Genomic DNA, 16,701 nt, shown 5'->3' on the forward strand with positions numbered 1-16,701 from the left:
CCGCCAATTCATTGGCGGGAGTAGTCACTCTGATTCCTTGATATTCACCTGATGTCCATCTTGACCTTTCCCATCGAGGATAGGTAGGCCACCTCCTTTCCGGGCTCGAGCTTCGGCTTCATATCCTCTGTAATCGGCACATCTATGGTGGTGTAGTCCTTAAGATCCATGAGCTGAACGCTGGTCTCCCCAACAGAGAGCACCTGCCCGGTCTTCCGCTCGACTATAGGCGCGTAGACCTTTGTTGTGACCGGCGCAACTATGGATCGCTTCTGATTGTCGAATATGCCTATCGCGTCTATTCTCGCCTTGGCCGCGCCGTGCTTGCCAGGCTTTGAATGCGCTATGCTCTTTATTATGCAGGGCTCGTCATCGATTATTATGTACCTACCTTCCTTCAGCGTCCTTATCTCTACTTGCTCCTTCATTTGAGATCAACCCTGGTCTTTCGTCTTCCGGTGGAATGATCTGATCCTATATTTAAAGGTGAGGAAGAGGCTCCGTTCGAGTGACTCCTTCAGCCCTGAAGAGGGGAGCGCCCATCTCACATCTTCATACGATATGCTTCTACCAGCGCAGAAGCACTGGCTGGCATAAATTAGCGGCTCTCCACAGGCTCTGCCAGTCCGATGGTGAGTATGTTCAACGATGCGTTAACTCTTTGTCTGCGGGCTCGATTCCTGTGATGGTCTCTCAGGAATCGCCGTCCTTTGGCATAATCCCTCATGAACTCTGCGAGTTCACATGCTGTTGATTCTCAATGATACCAGTACGTGACCATCTCTTTTAGTCTCGGGGATAGAGATACGCACCCAAGCTCTTATCCAACATCATTGAGACACAATCACAGATAGGTCTACAAGATTCCAGATGATGGATGATAAGGTATATCAGGTATTTGCTCTTGATCTGTTCAGCAAATTAGCTGTCATGCAAGCCGGTCTCTGTTAGCACCCATCCATTCGCCAGGAGTGCACAGCGGAACCGATACCTACAAGTTATCAGATGGAGGAGAGCACAGATGGTCATTGTAATGCGTCTCCAGGTGTTATGGTGGATCGCCATGCAGTGCAGATCGACAGTGTTTCTGATGCTCGTCGTGCTGCTCATATCCCCGGTGGCTGCAGAGTGGCCTGACTGCAAGTTCCAGTGCACTTCCAAGGATGTGGTGGTCGAGAGCGCATATCTCGGAGATGCATCGGGCAGACCCCTCAAGCCATGCTCTCAGGGCGCCATCTCGACGGCATACATCTGGGTGACCATAACAAACAGGGCGAGCTCTCCGAGATACAACCTGGTTCTGCTTGCGGATCTCGTTGTCAACGGAAATGTCGAAAGGATCGAGAGATGCGTGCTCGATGTCATAGAGGGAAGATCAACCATGTCTTTTCCCATATACGAGATCGAGTGGAGCTGTGGCGAGGAACTGCACGTAAAAGACATGATCCTCAGCTGGGATCCCTCCAGGTCGAGTGTGTGCGATATATCAAAGATGAAATGCGGAGAGAGGACGACGCAGTGCTATGCACATCCAGGCATGAGCGTTGATATCCCCCTTTCTGGAGGTTTTGAGCACCGGGCTGTATGTCAGGAGGTCCATCTCAGAGACCTGACGAGGGGCGGGGCACCCCCCTACATCTACAATTGGGACCTGGGCGATGGGAACAGGAGCTCTGAGGCAAATCCGGTGCATGCATATTCGCATCCGGGAAGATACCTCATAATCCAGAACGTCACCGACTCAAAGGGCAGAACATCAAAGAGCTCCTCTCTAATAACGATCGAGGGCTGCATCTGCGAGATCGATGGACCTGAAGCAGCATGCGAGGAATCTGTTCAGAGGTACACAGCGAACGCAACCGGCAGAGAATATACTTGGATGATTGATGGCCGGAAGATCGGATACGGAGACAGCATTGATATAAACTGGTCGGAATTCGGCACCGGAAGCCACGAGCTCAGGCTGATCGCCGGCAACATCTCATGCGTGAAAGAGGTAATAGTTATACCAAAACCTGAGATCTTCATATCATTTGTGGAGGATAGATGCTGATCTTATACAGGATCAGGGGGTTCGCGTTGCTGATGCTTCTTGTAGCAGCGTGCTCCGCAGATGATGGGAGAAGCATCACTCTCACCGGACCTGAAGGCGACTACATTTACCACTGGATCGCACAGGTAGATGACCAGGTGATCGCCCAGGGCGATGGTCGGATCTTCACATTCCAGCTCCCTGAAACCCCGGGAAAGAGGGTGAGGGTCACGCTTCTCGTTAAATCCATTGAGGGCGGATGCGTCAACAGCTCCTCGATAGAGATCATTACAGGACAGCTCGGCAGGTCAGAGATACATCTTGATAAAGATTGCATTTACACAAAACCCGCGCACGTTGGTGATTCTGTTATATACACATACAACGTCTCGAACCATGGGGAAAGCGATCTCTTCGATATCAATCTCACCGATTCCCACAGCTGGGGTCCGGGATGTGAGCCTGTTTACATCAGTGGAGATAATGGAGATGGAGTTCTAGGGCCTGGAGAGATTTGGCACTACGAGGCGAGGTTCACGCTTCCAGATCCCAGGAAGTACGGCGCAGCAGGCGAGACGGTTCTCAGCATAATGGCAGCCGAAGATACGGGAGAGATCGTCAGATCACTGCTGAATAGAAAGCCTAGGCTCGAGGCGAAGCTTTCCATCATGAGAGAGAGGCAGAGAAGATTCGACTTCTCCAGGGCACAGACACTCTCCTACACAAGCATGAGGCACAGGTTTGAGAACCATACAAACAATATCACAGGGGAGTATCTCCTCGAGTCTTTCGATACGAGCGGTATCCTGATCTCGAGAGAGTACCGCGACCCGATATCGCGCGCGACACTCAGAACAGAATACAGGCGTGACGGCCGCGTATACTCTGAGGAGTGTCTTTTCGAGAGCACGATGGAGTACATAAGAATCGAGCGCGATACGCCATCTCCAGGTTATAAAACGTACACGATAACAGATTATACCACAGGAGACACGCTCATAGCGGTCCAGGATCCATTCGGGAACATCGTGAGCAAGGAGTACCGCAGGACCCCAGGATACAGGGTGTACGAGGAGCGGGTGATGCTCACGAACACCGCGACCGTCACGGCCAGAGATGCCAGAGGTCTTGTTGTCTCATCTATCGATACATTCACAATCGATGTAAACAGGCCTCTGCCCGATCTCAGGGTCTACAAGAGTTCCGATCCCGAGATCGCATCCCGCGGCGCCCTCCTGAACTACACTATATATTACGAGAATGCGGGATCTGAGGATGCGCATGATGTTGTGATAACAGAACACTACGATGGCAACTTCAGCTTCATCTCTTCCTATCCACCCCCTCATTCGGGCACGAATGTGTGGCGTATCGGGGATCTGAGAGCAGGGGAGTCGGGCACCATACGCATCCTGGGAAGCGCAGCGGAGAGCGCAGATCTCATAGCAAACAGGGTTGAGATCCGGAGCGCTGAGGGATCTAGTGATGAGTATCTTCTGAACACCACAGTCGTCAGCGCTGGCCTCAACATAAGCAAGAGCGCGTCCTCCGGTCTCGTGGTGCCGGGATCCAGATTGATTTACAGGATAACGTACCGCAACGATGGGTCATACACACATAAAAACGTCCGCATAACCGACATTCTGGATCCAGCGGTGGAATATCTCAGCTCGTCTCCGGAGCCGTCCGGAGTTTCCGGCAACATCTACACCTGGAGGATTCCGGAACTTGCGCCCGGAGCAGGTGGTGAGATCGAGATCAGTGTGATGGTCGGAAGCACGAACAGGGATTTTATCGGCAACACATACCGCATAGATTCAGACAGATTTGTGGGAGTTAACACCACCCTCGTCACAGGCGTCATCCAGAGCTTGTGGATAAACAAGAGCTCCGATAAGGACGTATACGCGCCTGGCGAGGAGGTTGTCTTCACGGTTAGATTCGGCAACAAGGGAAATTACGATGCGCATGACGTCAATGTGACGGATGTGCTCCCTGACCTGGAGCTGGTCAGCGTATCTGGCAATCCCTCTGTGAAGGGCAGGACGCTCGTATGGAGCATCGGCGATCTGAAGAGCGGCGAGAATGGGACAGCAGTGATAACGATGAGGGTGCCGGAGCGCTCCAATCTGGTCTACAACGAGAGCTCAAGCGTCTCGGGTGAGGGGTTCGTCAGGGTGAGGAGGAGCTTCTCAACAGCTATCGAGGCCAGGTCGCATACCAACCGGGCATACATCACAGGGTACTACAGAGATGATGGGAGGAAGGTTTACCACAACGCCTCGAGCTCGAAGAGCATAACGGTCGCTGGAGATCCGGGATCTGAGATAAGCACAAGAGAGCACGGCAGCGGCTACTACGAGGAGGAGCTCCTGGCGAATCTCAACCTCTCGAGCAGGAACGTCTCCGTTGAGAAGGAGCTCTTCGCAGAGCAGAGGCCAACAAGATTCTCTCTTCCCTGGAGAAAGGTGGCATTCGGATCCTCATGGTTCGAGAGCACCGGGTCCAGAAACCAAAACAGGGGAGAATCGATCGAGGGCAGCTACATGTACGCCAGGTCCCTCGATCTGAGCAGCAGATATCAGGCTGACCCAAACCAGACCACCTTCAGGGAGGTCGCCGAGGTCGAGCATGGCATCAGGCGCATCAAATACGTCTCGAGAGCATCCTCTTTCATAGATGAGAGATACGCAGGGAGCTTCAGATCAGAATCATCCATCGACTCCTATGGCAGCGGTCTTGCATACAGAAGATCCTCATCCGGAGAGGGTTTTGTGGGTTCCGAGCTCCGCTCCGGGTCCATGGAATCCGCGGAGAGCGGCAGCGGTTATTATCGTTCAGACCTGATAAGCCAGACTGAGATCGTGAAAAGAGATATCGAGGCATCGAGCTCGGAGGTGAACCTGACGCTACTGGGAAGGGAGGCTAGGTTCAGCAGCTTCTGGCATGAATCTTCCGCGACCGAGGACAGATCCCGGGATCTGGCGCTTATGGAACGCATCAGCCAGGCGCCGTACATAAGGATGGAGTCGGAACTCGGAAGATCAACCCTCTCGATGCTGGGCGAGTTCGAAGGCAGGGGAGAGATCAAAGCCACTATGGGCAGGCCGGAGGTTCTCAGGGTCGAACAGGATCTCGCCGGCAGATACACGGTAGATCTCGCGGTGAGCGTTTACGCTGTGCCCAAGCACCTCTACCCGCATATCAACATCACTAAGATGGTGGTGCCTGTCGACGAGACGACCGTGCTGTTCATCATAAATGTGACAAACGACGGGAACGAGCCTCTGAGGGATGTGATTGTGAGAGATGTGCTTCCCGAGGGTCTGGAGATGATCAACTCCACTCTACGGCCTGAGATAGAGGGAAGATGCATAAACTGGAGCGTGCCGTCTCTCGAGATCAGCAGGAGGATGGAGATAAGGCTGTTCGCAAGCATGGATCCGGAGATAAATGCCTTTGAGAACCGCGTCAACGTAACAGCAAGGGCCAAGAAGGCCGATGTATCAGCGGATGCTTCCGTCAGGTTCGACCGGGAGTGGCTATCCTGCTGTATTCCCGGTATCACCAGAGAGAACCTCACCGCGGAGAACCTGACATTCGTGATCCCTGAATCATACAGCTGCATCGGCATAAACGGGAGCTTCGAGGACTGCGAGGGCGCGATTGATGAGATCTATAATGAGATGGAGAAGAGGGACGACTGCACAAAGGGATGCATATGAGTAGACGCGAATAACAGCAGTCTGCCTCTTCAGGAAAACGCATCGCAGAGCTGGCGACCGCTGGATGCTCTCTTTGCCATTGTATGAAAAGTGTAACTCAACCGCGGGCAGGGCGATATCGAGGTCTTAGTGGATTACTGGATGCTCTCTTTGCCATTGCATGAAAAGTGTAACTCCCTGCCCCTAAATCACGAGGGCAACGCATCACAAGGATAACGCTGTGCTCAGAAAAACACTGAACAAAGAATGCCTGACACAACCAGAACTTGCAAGGGCAGCTAAAGCTGACCGCTCCTGATCGCATCCCAGAGCGCGTGAAGGTGCTCTCCGTATAGAATATAAATTAATATGAATACCCCGAGAATTACATAGAGGTTGGAGATGTACACTAACCACTGGAGCAACCTCATCTTCTTCTCGGGGGTCCCAAACCACTCCTTTGCCTTGCGCTCGGCCCATCCTGTCATGCTCACGTGGCAGAGGCTGCAGCCTCGGCAGCAGCCTTGGCTGCCTTTTCAGCCTCCTCAGCCTTGGCGCGCTTCTGAGCCTTAGCCTTGAGCTTCTTCAGCCTGACTATGTTGTCCCTGTCCATCTCCTCCAGTGCGAAGCCTATGAACCTGATGGTGTCCTTGATATCGGGGATGACCTTGAACTCAAGCGCGTTCACGCGCCTCTTGGTCTTCTCGATATCATCCACGAGCTTCATCAGCGAGGTCTCAACCTCGGCTGCTGTGATTATCTTGTCCACCAGGCTCTCATAGGCATCTGCAGCCTCATCTATGGCTGCGCTCGTCCCTATGATACCGTATCCTCGCTCGTACATCTTCTTGTGCACGGCCTCCGCAGTGATCTTCGGGACAACCACACCCATTATATTCCTGGACTGCAGATCCACGGCAGGCTCCTTCTGCAGGGCAAAGGCCACGCTCTTTATGGCTATGGTGCCATCCGCGGCCTTCGCCAGGCTGAGCCTCTGCTCCGCCCGGATGTATTCATTGACGAGCTCTTGCCGTATCGTCTTCGCCCTGTTCAGCACCTCAAAAAATTCGATCATGAGGCCGTCGCGCTTCATCTTGAGGAGCTCATGACCAGTCTGTGCCACCTTGATCCTTCTTCGAAGGGCGATGAGCACTGCCCTGGTCGGCTTTGTCCCTCTTATTACGGCCATGATCTCACTCTTTCTTTGCGGTGCCTGCGTACTTCGGATGGTATTTCTTGATGTACTTGTCGTCGATCCTGGTGAGCATCGTCTCGGGCAGCATCGAGAGGAGCTCCCATCCGATGGTGAGGGTCTCTATGATGGACCTGTCCTCATCCCTGCCCTGGTTGACGAACCTGCGCTCGAACTGGTCGGCGAACTCCAGGATGAGCTTGTCGCGCTCTGATAGAGCCTCCTTGCCAACGATCGCAGCAAGGCCCCTCAGATCGCAGCCCTCTGCGTAGTACGCGTAGAGCTGATCCGATACGGCCCTGTGATCCTCTCTTGTGTGTCCGGCGCCGATTCCTGAGTTCATCAGCCTGCTCAGGGATGGGCGGATATCGATCGGCGGATAGATGCCCTTCCTGTGGAGCTCACGCGATACGATGAGCTGGCCCTCTGTGATGTATCCCGACAGATCCGGAATCGGATGCGTGATGTCGTCGCCTGGCATCGTGAGGATCGGGAACTGCGTGATCGATCCCTTCTTGCCCTTTATGATCCCGGCGCGCTCGTAGTTCGTGGCGAGGTCTGTGTACATGTAACCCGGATAGCCGCGGCGTCCGGGAACCTCCTCTCTGGCAGCTCCCATCTGCCTCAGGGACTCGCAGTAGTTGGTCATGTCGGTGTAGATGACCAGCACGTGCATGTCCAGATCGAACGCCAGGTACTCAGCTGTGGTCAGCCCGAGCTTTGGAGTCAGGAGCCTCTCGACAGCGGGATCGTCTGCCAGGTTGAGGAAGATCACAGCCCTCTCGAGAGCGCCTGTCCTCTCGAAGTCGGCCATGAAGTGCTGGGCCTCCTCGTTTGTGATGCCCATGGCGCAGAAGACCACCGCGAACTGCTCCGCCTCACCCACGACCTTTGCCTGGCGGGCGATCTGAAGAGCGACATCGTTATGCGGGAGACCTGCACCCGAGAAGATGGGCAGCTTCTGCCCTCTCACCAGTGTGTTGGTCCCGTCTATGGTCGATATGCCCGTCTGGATGAACGCCCTCGGCTTCTCCCTCGAGGCAGGGTTTATGGCAGCCCCGATGATCTCGCGCTCTACCTCTGGAACGATGGGTGGCCCGCCATCCCTCGGCCTGCCGGAGCCGGAGAGGACCCTCCCTATGATGCTCGGAGAGAGCGGCATCTTGATGACGTCTCCGGTGAATCTCACGGAGCTATCCTTTGAGAGGCCACCGGTACCCTCGAAGACCTGGACGACGACGATCTCATCCGAGGTGTCCAGGACCTGGCCTCTCTTCACCTCACCGCTGGCCGTCCTGATCTCGACGAGCTCACCGTAGCCTACCGGCTCGGTCTTCTCGACGAAGACCAGGGGTCCAGAGATCTCGGTTATAGTCTTGTATTCCTTGGTCATTGGCAACCCCCTTACTTCAGAGCCTCGAACTCGGCCTTCATCTGGTCCATGACCTTCTTGAGCTCGGGCTCGTAGTCCTCAACCATCCTGAGCTTGGCTAGTGCGTCTTTGGAGGGTACGCTCTTGATCTGATCGACCGCTACACCCCTGTGGAGAGCATCGAACGCGTAGTCCCTGTATGTCAGTATAGCCTTCATGAGATCGTACTGCTTCTTGTACGGGCAGAATGTATCCACCGGGTGGAACGCGCTCTGCGCCAGCCAGAAGTTGATGATCATCCTGGCGACCTCGAGTGTCAGCTGCTGATCCTCAGGCAGCGCATCCGAGCCGACGAGCATGACGATCTCCTCGAGCTCGGCGTTCTCCTGCAGTATCGCCATCGCTCTCCTCTTCAGCTGGTTCCAGTCGGCAGCGACGTTCTCCGCATACCAGCTCTCCAGATCCTTCTCGTACAGCGAGTACGAATCGAGCCAGTTGATCGACGGGAAGTGCCTGCGCTGCGTCAGCCTGGAGTCGAGCGCCCAGAATACCTTGACGATACGGAGTGTGTTCTGGGTCACAGGCTCCGTGAAGTCTCCACCGGGTGGAGATACTGCGCCCACGACTGCGACAGAGCCCTCTCCGCCGGCCAGGATCTCAGCCCTTCCAGCGCGCTCGTAGAAGTCTGCAAGCCTCGCAGCGAGATACGCAGGATAGCCCTCCTCACCAGGCATCTCCTCAAGCCTCGAGGCGAGCTCTCTCATGGCCTCCGCCCATCTCGATGTCGAGTCCGCGGTCATCAGCACATCATAACCCATGTCTCTGTAGTACTCTGCTGTGGTCATCCCTGTGTAGATCGACGCCTCGCGAGCTGCCACAGGCATGTTTGATGTGTTGGCGTAGACGATCGACCTCTCGAGCAGCGGCCTGTTTGTCCTCGGATCCACCAGCTCGGGGAACTCGTGGAGCAGATCTGCCATCTCGTTGCCGCGCTCGCCGCATCCGACGTAGATGACTATATCGACGTCAGACCACTTTGAGAGCGTCTGCTGCATGACGGTCTTGCCCGTGCCGAATCCTCCGGGGATGGCTGCGGTTCCGCCCTTTGCCAGCGGGAAGAATCCATCGATGACCCTTTGGCCTGTCCTCAGTGGAATTGTCGGAGGCAGCTTCCTCACGACAGGACGCGCCTGACGGACGGGCCACTTCTGGAGCATCGTGAGCTGTGAGCCATCCTCAAGCACACAGACTGTCTCCTCAACCGTGAAGTTCCCGCTGTAGATCTCCTTGACGACCCCACCCTTGTGCTTCGGTGGGACCATGATCTTGTGCTTGATCAGGAGCTGCTCCTGGACGACGCCTATGGGCTGTCCGGGCTTTACCGTATCGCCCTTCTTCACCAGGGGCTGGAACTCCCACTTCTTCTTGTGATCTACACCATCGACGAAGAGGCCTCTGCTGATGAAGTCTCCAGACCTCTCGGCCAGCAGGGGAAGCGGTCTCTGAACGCCGTCGTAGATCTGAGTGAGGATGCCAGGACCAAGCTGGGCCACCAGAGGCCCTCCGGTCTCCTTGACCGGCTCACCAGGCTTGATACCCGAGGTATCCTCGTATACCTGGATGATGTGCTTATCTCCGGAAATGCCGATGACCTCACTCATCAGGCCTTCCTCGCCGACCAGAACCAGGTCGTACATCGAAGCCTTCAGGCCAACGGCCTGCACGACCGGCCCGGCGACTCTCTTTACTCTTCCTACTTCCATAAATCGACACCTATTGCCCTTTTAATCTTCTCTCTCATCTCTGTGCTTTGCTCGGTTCCGATAGCGATAACAGTAGGCCTAACGGAGTTAGATAAGGTCGACTGCAGCCTCTTAGGAAGCCTGTTATAGTCACTCTGGTGCAGGACCAGAATTCCTACATTCGGATCAGCCATGACCTCATTTATCTTGTTTACCAGCTCCTCTTCCGAGGTGGCCTCGTAGGCTTTCTTGATCCCTGCGAGGCTGAATCCGATAACCGCATCACTATTACCTATAACTGCAATCTCCATTATGCCACCACCATCTGCTCCTCGATGAGCTCGTTAGGCAGTCCAGCCTCCTTCCCTCTGACGATCTTCCTGATGTTGGCAACCTCTGTCTCCTTCGTGACTATGTAGCCAAGCACAGGCAGGATCGACAGCGGATGGTAGTTGGAGAGAGACCACGCATATCTGATGAGATATGCCTTCAATCTCGCCTCTATCCTGCTAACGCCATCGAGGTCCGCGGTCGCCACATCTGAGATTGCGCTCCAGAACGGATAGCCTTCAAGCCCCCTTACGAAATCCGCATAGGGCTGTCCTGCCATCCGGCTCAGCTCCTCGCCGAGCTTCCCGCCAGGTATCAGGTTCTCCTGAACGATGCTAGCCTCGATTCCAGCCTTGTTCATGCGGAAGAGGGTTATGAGGTTTCTGATATCGATCTCTCTCCTGACGTACTTGAGAAGGAGACCGCCGCCGACTGATAGCGTCCCGCCCACAGCGCGCTCCATCCTGAAGTAATAGAGCTTGTCAAGGGCGTTCTCCACAGAGGCGAGGAACTTCCCATCGTACTTGGAGAGAGCCTCGGCGAAGTCCGTGCCCTCGAATGCAGCTATGACATCGTTGATCGAGTCCTTCTTGGCAAGCCCCTCCAGGAACTCCATGTCCAGCTCGCCCGCAGGCACTATGTACTTCATTATCTCAGAGTCGCTGGCTCCATAGAACTTCCCGCGAAGGATCGTCTTTATGTTCCAGATGTCCCAGCGCCTCAGGTACTCCAGTATCAGGAACTGGGGCTCGTCTATCGAGACCTCAAGGAGCTTCCTGTAGGTCTTTGCCAGGTTTGCAAAGGTCGCATGCTCGATCAGCTCTGCACCGGAGTAGTCCTTGGCCAGAGCATCGATCTCCTCCTTGTACTGGGTCTCTTCGAGGTATCTTGCAATCTCTGGTATATCCATGTTCAGCATTCTGGCATACATCTCGTTGGGTATGAGCTTCGTCTTCATCGCCCTTACCCTGCCCGTGATGTACGCGTACTTCACCGGTTTTCCGAACTTCGGCAAACGTAGTACTGGCATCGCTCTCACCCGAACAAGAGCTTGGAGACCTCTTTGACCTTTGCGTTGAATATGTCCCGCGCTAGAGTCTCATATGAGAGATCGAACCTCACTGACCCGTCCTTGCTCTCGACCACCACGCCACCGATTATATCCAGCGTGCCTCCGTAATTGGGGACAAGAGAGGATACAAAGGTCTGATCTCTCTTGTTGGAGTAGACCTTCATATCCTTGAGATCATAGGGCTCCAGGAGCTTCTTTATGAGAGCCTCGTTCTTGTCCTTGGGCAGCTTTGCGACTGCATCGAGGAACTTCGTCCTCACCTGCTCAAGGAGTTCCTTGTGAACGTTCAGCTCAGCCCTCTTGAGCTCCAGGTTTGCGCTGGACATCTCCCTGCGCACAAGAGCCTCTATGTCGTGCTTTGCCTCTGCCTCTTTCCTGGACTTTATCTCGGCGGCACGTTCTCTGGCCTCACTAAGTATTCTGGCAACCTCCTGCTCGGCCTCCGCATTTATCTGGGCGACCTTGCTCTTGCTTGTTGCCAGAATATCCTCAACCACTGCATCTAGTGCCATTGCCTCTCACCCTTTTGGATGGGGGTGCTCAGAGTAACGCGGCGAAGGGTGACCAGGCGAACATCAGGATCAGCGAGACGGCAAGCCCGAAGATGATCAGCGTCTCGGGCAGCAGCATCAGGAACAGGCCCTTGCCCAGGAATCCAGGCTCCTCTGCAACGACGCCGACGACGGCGGCTCCAATGCCCTGCTCACCGACACCCGCACCGATACCGGCAAGCCCAGTCGCAAGACCTGCACCAACTGCCAACAGACCGTACATTACTCCTGCATCCGTTATAGCCATATTCCTCAAACCTCCTTACTATTATTATAACCATTCAGTATTTTGTTCGTCCCGTTTTATACCTTCAGATACCTCCGGACATGTCCGAAGGGACTGTACTCAACTCCACCACCATGCTGGCTGTAGAACTTGGTGAACATCTCGACGTAATGCAACCTCAGAGGATGCATGAACGGAGACAGTATACCAAGCAGCAGGTTGATGAAGTGCACCACAAGCAGCACGATGACTCCCACGATGTAAGCTATCATCGTGAGGTGCTCACCGCCGCTGAGCATCGGCATGATGACGCCAAAGGCCAGCTTGTTGGCTGCAAATGCAACACCAACTGACGCGAGGCCAATGGCCAGAAGCCTCAGGTAGGATATCAGGTTGCTCACATAGAACGGAAGATGCGTGGCACCCATCACACCCTCTGGGCCCATGACCATCATGACGATAGCCACCACAACAAGGAGCCCCATGAGATACACCAGGGGCATGAAGCCCAGAACCAGGCCGAGAAGCAGCAGCGCGAACGACACCTGGAAGATCAGCACCGGAAGCCTCTCGAAATACGCGTGCTTCTTCTCACCATAATTGAGCTCTGTCTTTACGCCGAGTATGGAACCGATTCCACAATGGAGAACACCGATGAAGATACTGACACCGATCAGCATCAGCACCGCATTAGTGGCCAGCCTGTACAGCGGGAACATTCCCATCGGGCCAACCCTGCCAAGCGGACCGAAGACACCCTCGCCGAAGAACCTTCCGGATTCCTCCAGCGCAAGGATCTCCTCATGTGGCAGCTGCCCGAAGATCTTGCCCCACAGGCCCATCGGCCCGAAGATCTCGCCGAAGATCAGGCCGAAGATTATAGACCAGACGCTTGCGATCATCACGATGTTTATCAGCTGTGTCCACCCCTCAGTTCTGAACTTCTTCTTGAGCATCATGAGCACAAGTATTATCATGATGCCATATCCGACGTCGCCGAGGATCATCCCGAACATTATCGGGAAGAAGACGAATATCAGAAGCGTCGGATCGAACTCCTTGTACTCAGGTATCGCGAAAAGCCTGGTTATGAGCTCGTAAGGCTTCACGATCCCGGGGTTCTCGATCTTCGTGGGTATATCCTCGCCCCGCTTCTCGACAAGCTCCTCCATCTCGCTATCGGGCAGCCTCTCGACATGTATTCTGCCGCCGGTTGTGCTCTCAAGCGCGCTCTTGAGCTTATCATAGTCTGCTGATGGGACGTAGCCATCTATGACAAACGCGTTATCGCTTGTGGCAAACCTGAGAGGCGCATCGGTCTTCTGGGTCTGGATGCTCAGGTACTCATCCGCAGCGAGTATGATGTCCTCATACTGCTTCTTCAGATCCTTGAGCTTCTTCTGCAGTGGCTCCTTCTCGGACTCCAGCCGCTTTATCTCCGCCTCCAGAGTGGCTATGGCCACATCGGGAGCTCCGGTAAGCTTTGGAACCGAGATCTCTGCAAACCCATGCTCGGCAAGGACCGCCTGAACCTCAGAGGCCTTCTCAACGGGCACGAACACCGCGACCACAGTGGTGTTCTTGAAGCTCCCTGTGAAGACCTCGCTCTTGGGAGCGACCTTTGCGACGTCGGCATCAACTGCGGACTCAACCGTTCCCACGAAGACCGCAAGGGTCTCGTAGCCTGAGTACAGCTCTATGGGCAGGTCGATCGCCGCCAGTGGCCGAAGCGCATTGATCTGATCCTGCTTTGATTTGATCTCAGCCTCGATCGCAGTTATGCGCTCGTAGGTGGAGGTCACATCATTCGCAAGCCTTCCCAGCAGATCGTCCATCTGGGATAATACCTCGGACTCCGCAAACCTGACATCGGGAGCCTTTGGCTTTATGTCCAGATATCTCTCAATCGATCTGAGCTTTATGAGGTTCTCGGAGAACTCCTTGCCTTTGCCCATCGTCTTGCCCTGCTCAAAATAGTCTGCCCCACCTGTATAGTTGACGATGTGCATGAGGTTAAGCTCATGGAGCTTCTCCACCACAGACTCCATCACATTCTTCGACCCGGCGACGACTACACGGCTCATCTCAACGGGTCTAAGCATGCAACAACCCCATAAACTCCTTTAGTATGTATTCAACCGCCTTGTCCAGTTTTGCGCTTGCACTAGACCTCAAGGCATCGACCTTTCGCATGCCCTCGCTAATAACCGATTGCTTCTTGGCCTTAACTTCGCCCTCCGCCTTGGCGAGTTCCTTCTCGTAGAAGGCCTGTGCTTCGGATTCGGCTGTACGCACTATGTTCGCTGCTTCGGTAGTGGCATCAGCGATGCGTTTTTCCTTCTCCTGCAAGGCCTGCTGGACACTGGCCTTCGCATCCGCCTCTGCCTGCTTGATTCTCGACAAGATCTCGTGTCTCGCCATCTGATCCCTCACTACATCCATGCTGTTTTTCAAACAGCGCGCGTCGCTTGACTCGTGACAGACTGTCAATCCATCCCCATCTACGAATATAAAACCTTCGGTTTCACTCCCCTGAGGCGAGCTCAAACTCCCCATCGCTCCAGCGCACGCTCCAGCTCCTTATGGCTCTTCGCATACTCGCTCACCGGTACGCCCTTCAGCCACGCCTCGACTGCCTGCACCATCGCCCTCGCACCAGCGGTAGTGCCATCCGGATGTCCGTGTACGCCACCACCCGCCTGCACTATGCAGTCTATACCGTATCCATCCAGGTTGCCCGCCACCTTCCCGGGATGTATGCCGCCTGAAGCCACCGGGAAGACTCTTTTCAGGCCATACCACTCCCCACGAAGTGCATCCCTGCACTGGTCGTTCTCCTCAATATCGCTGGCCATCTTTCCGACGTAACTACCGGTGTGCAGGTTCGTCCCACCCGCCATCCTGACAAGCTTCGCTATAACGAGCATCGATATGCCATGCGCTCTGTCTCTGGTCATCGCACCGTGCATCGTTCTGTGCACATGTATGGGAAGATCCACACCTCTTGCGAGCGCCTCGAGCGCTGAGAATCCTGCTGTCAGAACATCGACCATGAGCATGTTCGCACCACGGTCTATCGCCCTCTCCGCCCGCTCCAGGATAGTGTCAGCGCCAGCTGTTACGTTGACTGCGTAGAACGCCCTCTTCCCGGTCTCGCTCTCGACCCTGTCGAGCTCAGCCATTACCTCCTCGACCCTTTTCTCCATCGGGCAGAAGCTCTGATCTGTGAGTGTCTCATCGTCCTTGACGAGATCGAGGCCACCCCTAACAGCCTCTCCTGCGACCTCAGCTGTCTGCCTGGGGTTCAGCCCGACCTTGGGCTTGACTATAGTGCCGACAAGAGGTCGATCGCGCACATCGATGATACTCCTAGCCTCATCTATACCGAACTTCGGGCCGCTGTGCGCCCTTATTATCGACTCTGGAAAATCGACGTCCAGAAGCCGAACCTTCTTCAGAGCCTCCAGCCCGAAGAGGTTGCCCGCGATGACGGAGAGATACTGCGGTATGTTCCCCGGCTCGAAGAGCTCCACAGGGAACTCTATCTCCACAGTATTGCCATCTATCGAGAGAACCCTGGCCGCCAGATCGCTCTCGGCTCCTCTTACCTCAGTCCACGTCCCAGTCGACTGCTCAGCAGCTATCGCCTCAGCAGCCTTCCTCATGGGAAGGTCAGTCTCGACGCGGTAGCGCGCCACAACATCTCTGTGCATCATCATCCACCTTTTCTGATGAACTGCGCCGCAGGAAGATCGCCCTTCGGGCGTCCTCGACGTTCTCCCTCAGCTCCATAAAATCCTCGAAGCACCCCATGCCCAGATCTATTGCTGTGCGGATGCTTTTATAGTTGCCGATGCAGCTCAAATCATCTCAAATCAAGAATTTGAGTGAGGAAAATAAAATAGATCCCATCTAAATAGCTTGCCCATCGGTTGCTGGCTTGGCGATTTTGGGAAAAGAATGAGTACGTTAATCAACTCACCTCCGTGACCCGAAGTCGGCAAACACACGATGCCAAACAGATTATCGCTCTACCAGTACTCGGGCGCCAAGCTGTCAAAGCAGCAGCATGATACGGCTACGGCTTTACATTCATCACCGCTACCAGTGGCGTAGTGATACAGCTCATGAAGAAGCGTCAGGGCGTCTGCACCTATATCAAGACATATAGCGACCCAGTTGCAATCAGGATGTCCAGCCGAGTAATACGTTCTTCCGTAAACATTATCGTCGCTGTCATCGGTTAAGCCCACCATTCATCTGTGAATCGAGTTCATGTGTCATCGGTTAATGCAGTTCGACGCAAGAATTGATTAATAATTTTTACATAGGTATTATCTTGAAATTAAGATTCTTGACGATTGCTATCGATCTTATCAGGCAGCATACATACGATGGCAGGAAAATTGTTAAATATTCATCATATTATATTGCATAGAAACCCTAACCGATGACAAATGGAATCGAGTTCTGTTTGCAT

The 16,701-nt window shown here is 54.4% G+C and carries 13 protein-coding genes; 2 read left to right on the forward strand and 11 right to left on the reverse strand.

Annotated features, from left to right (window positions below; translation table 11 throughout):
- Positions 1–44: 44 nt before the first annotated feature.
- On the reverse strand, positions 45–428 hold the full coding sequence (locus NQU42_RS06640; protein WP_011696830.1) for a translation initiation factor IF-5A: 384 nt from the start codon (positions 426–428) through the stop codon (positions 45–47).
- A 635-nt stretch (positions 429–1,063) separates the two neighbouring features.
- On the opposite strand from NQU42_RS06640, the gene NQU42_RS06645 reads away from it, so the two are divergent.
- Both NQU42_RS06645 and NQU42_RS06650 read left to right on the forward strand, forming a co-directional pair.
- A complete protein-coding gene (locus tag NQU42_RS06645) occupies positions 1,064–2,053 on the forward strand; it encodes a PKD domain-containing protein (RefSeq protein WP_296610071.1) in 990 nt (329 codons plus the stop codon).
- On the forward strand, positions 2,047–5,757 hold the full coding sequence (locus tag NQU42_RS06650; RefSeq protein WP_296610073.1) for a hypothetical protein: 3,711 nt from the start codon (positions 2,047–2,049) through the stop codon (positions 5,755–5,757). Before NQU42_RS06645 ends, NQU42_RS06650 begins: the two co-directional genes overlap by 7 nt.
- Positions 5,758–6,226: 469 nt before the next feature.
- On the opposite strand, the gene NQU42_RS06655 is transcribed toward NQU42_RS06650, so the two are convergent.
- The 10 genes from NQU42_RS06655 to NQU42_RS06700 all read right to left on the reverse strand — a co-directional run bounded on the left by NQU42_RS06655 (position 6,227) and on the right by NQU42_RS06700 (position 15,937).
- On the reverse strand, positions 6,227–6,925 hold the full coding sequence (locus NQU42_RS06655) for a V-type ATP synthase subunit D (protein WP_296610075.1): 699 nt from the start codon (positions 6,923–6,925) through the stop codon (positions 6,227–6,229).
- A 4-nt stretch (positions 6,926–6,929) separates the two neighbouring features.
- On the reverse strand, positions 6,930–8,321 hold the full coding sequence (locus NQU42_RS06660) for a V-type ATP synthase subunit B (RefSeq protein ID WP_296610076.1): 1,392 nt from the start codon (positions 8,319–8,321) through the stop codon (positions 6,930–6,932).
- A gap of 11 nt (positions 8,322–8,332) precedes the next feature.
- Entirely contained in the window at positions 8,333–10,063 is a 1,731-nt protein-coding gene (locus NQU42_RS06665; protein WP_296610078.1) for a V-type ATP synthase subunit A, read from the reverse strand.
- Complete coding sequence (locus tag NQU42_RS06670; RefSeq protein ID WP_296610079.1) at positions 10,054–10,353, reverse strand: V-type ATP synthase subunit F; 300 nt, start codon at positions 10,351–10,353, stop codon at positions 10,054–10,056. The genes NQU42_RS06665 and NQU42_RS06670 overlap by 10 nt, the downstream gene beginning before the upstream one ends.
- Positions 10,353–11,402 (reverse strand): V-type ATP synthase subunit C, encoded by a 1,050-nt coding sequence (locus NQU42_RS06675; protein WP_296610080.1) that lies wholly within the window; start codon positions 11,400–11,402, stop codon positions 10,353–10,355. Before NQU42_RS06675 ends, NQU42_RS06670 begins: the two co-directional genes overlap by 1 nt.
- A 5-nt stretch (positions 11,403–11,407) precedes the next feature.
- Complete coding sequence (locus NQU42_RS06680) at positions 11,408–11,956, reverse strand: V-type ATP synthase subunit E (protein WP_296610082.1); 549 nt, start codon at positions 11,954–11,956, stop codon at positions 11,408–11,410.
- Positions 11,957–11,984: 28 nt separating this feature from the next.
- Complete coding sequence (locus NQU42_RS06685; RefSeq protein WP_011696758.1) at positions 11,985–12,242, reverse strand: H+-transporting two-sector ATPase C subunit; 258 nt, start codon at positions 12,240–12,242, stop codon at positions 11,985–11,987.
- Between the two features lie 56 nt (positions 12,243–12,298).
- Positions 12,299–14,323 (reverse strand): V-type ATP synthase subunit I, encoded by a 2,025-nt coding sequence (locus NQU42_RS06690; protein ID WP_296610084.1) that lies wholly within the window; start codon positions 14,321–14,323, stop codon positions 12,299–12,301.
- A complete protein-coding gene (gene ahaH, locus NQU42_RS06695) occupies positions 14,316–14,642 on the reverse strand; it encodes an ATP synthase archaeal subunit H (protein ID WP_296610085.1) in 327 nt (108 codons plus the stop codon). The genes NQU42_RS06690 and ahaH overlap by 8 nt, the downstream gene beginning before the upstream one ends.
- A gap of 122 nt (positions 14,643–14,764) precedes the next feature.
- A complete protein-coding gene (locus NQU42_RS06700; protein ID WP_366070235.1) occupies positions 14,765–15,937 on the reverse strand; it encodes a RuBisCO large subunit C-terminal-like domain-containing protein in 1,173 nt (390 codons plus the stop codon).
- Between the last annotated feature and the right edge of the window lie 764 nt (positions 15,938–16,701).

Origin of the sequence: Methanothrix sp., from assembly GCF_024518575.1 — an archaeon.
In the GTDB taxonomy this organism is placed as follows: domain Archaea; phylum Halobacteriota; class Methanosarcinia; order Methanotrichales; family Methanotrichaceae; genus Methanothrix_B.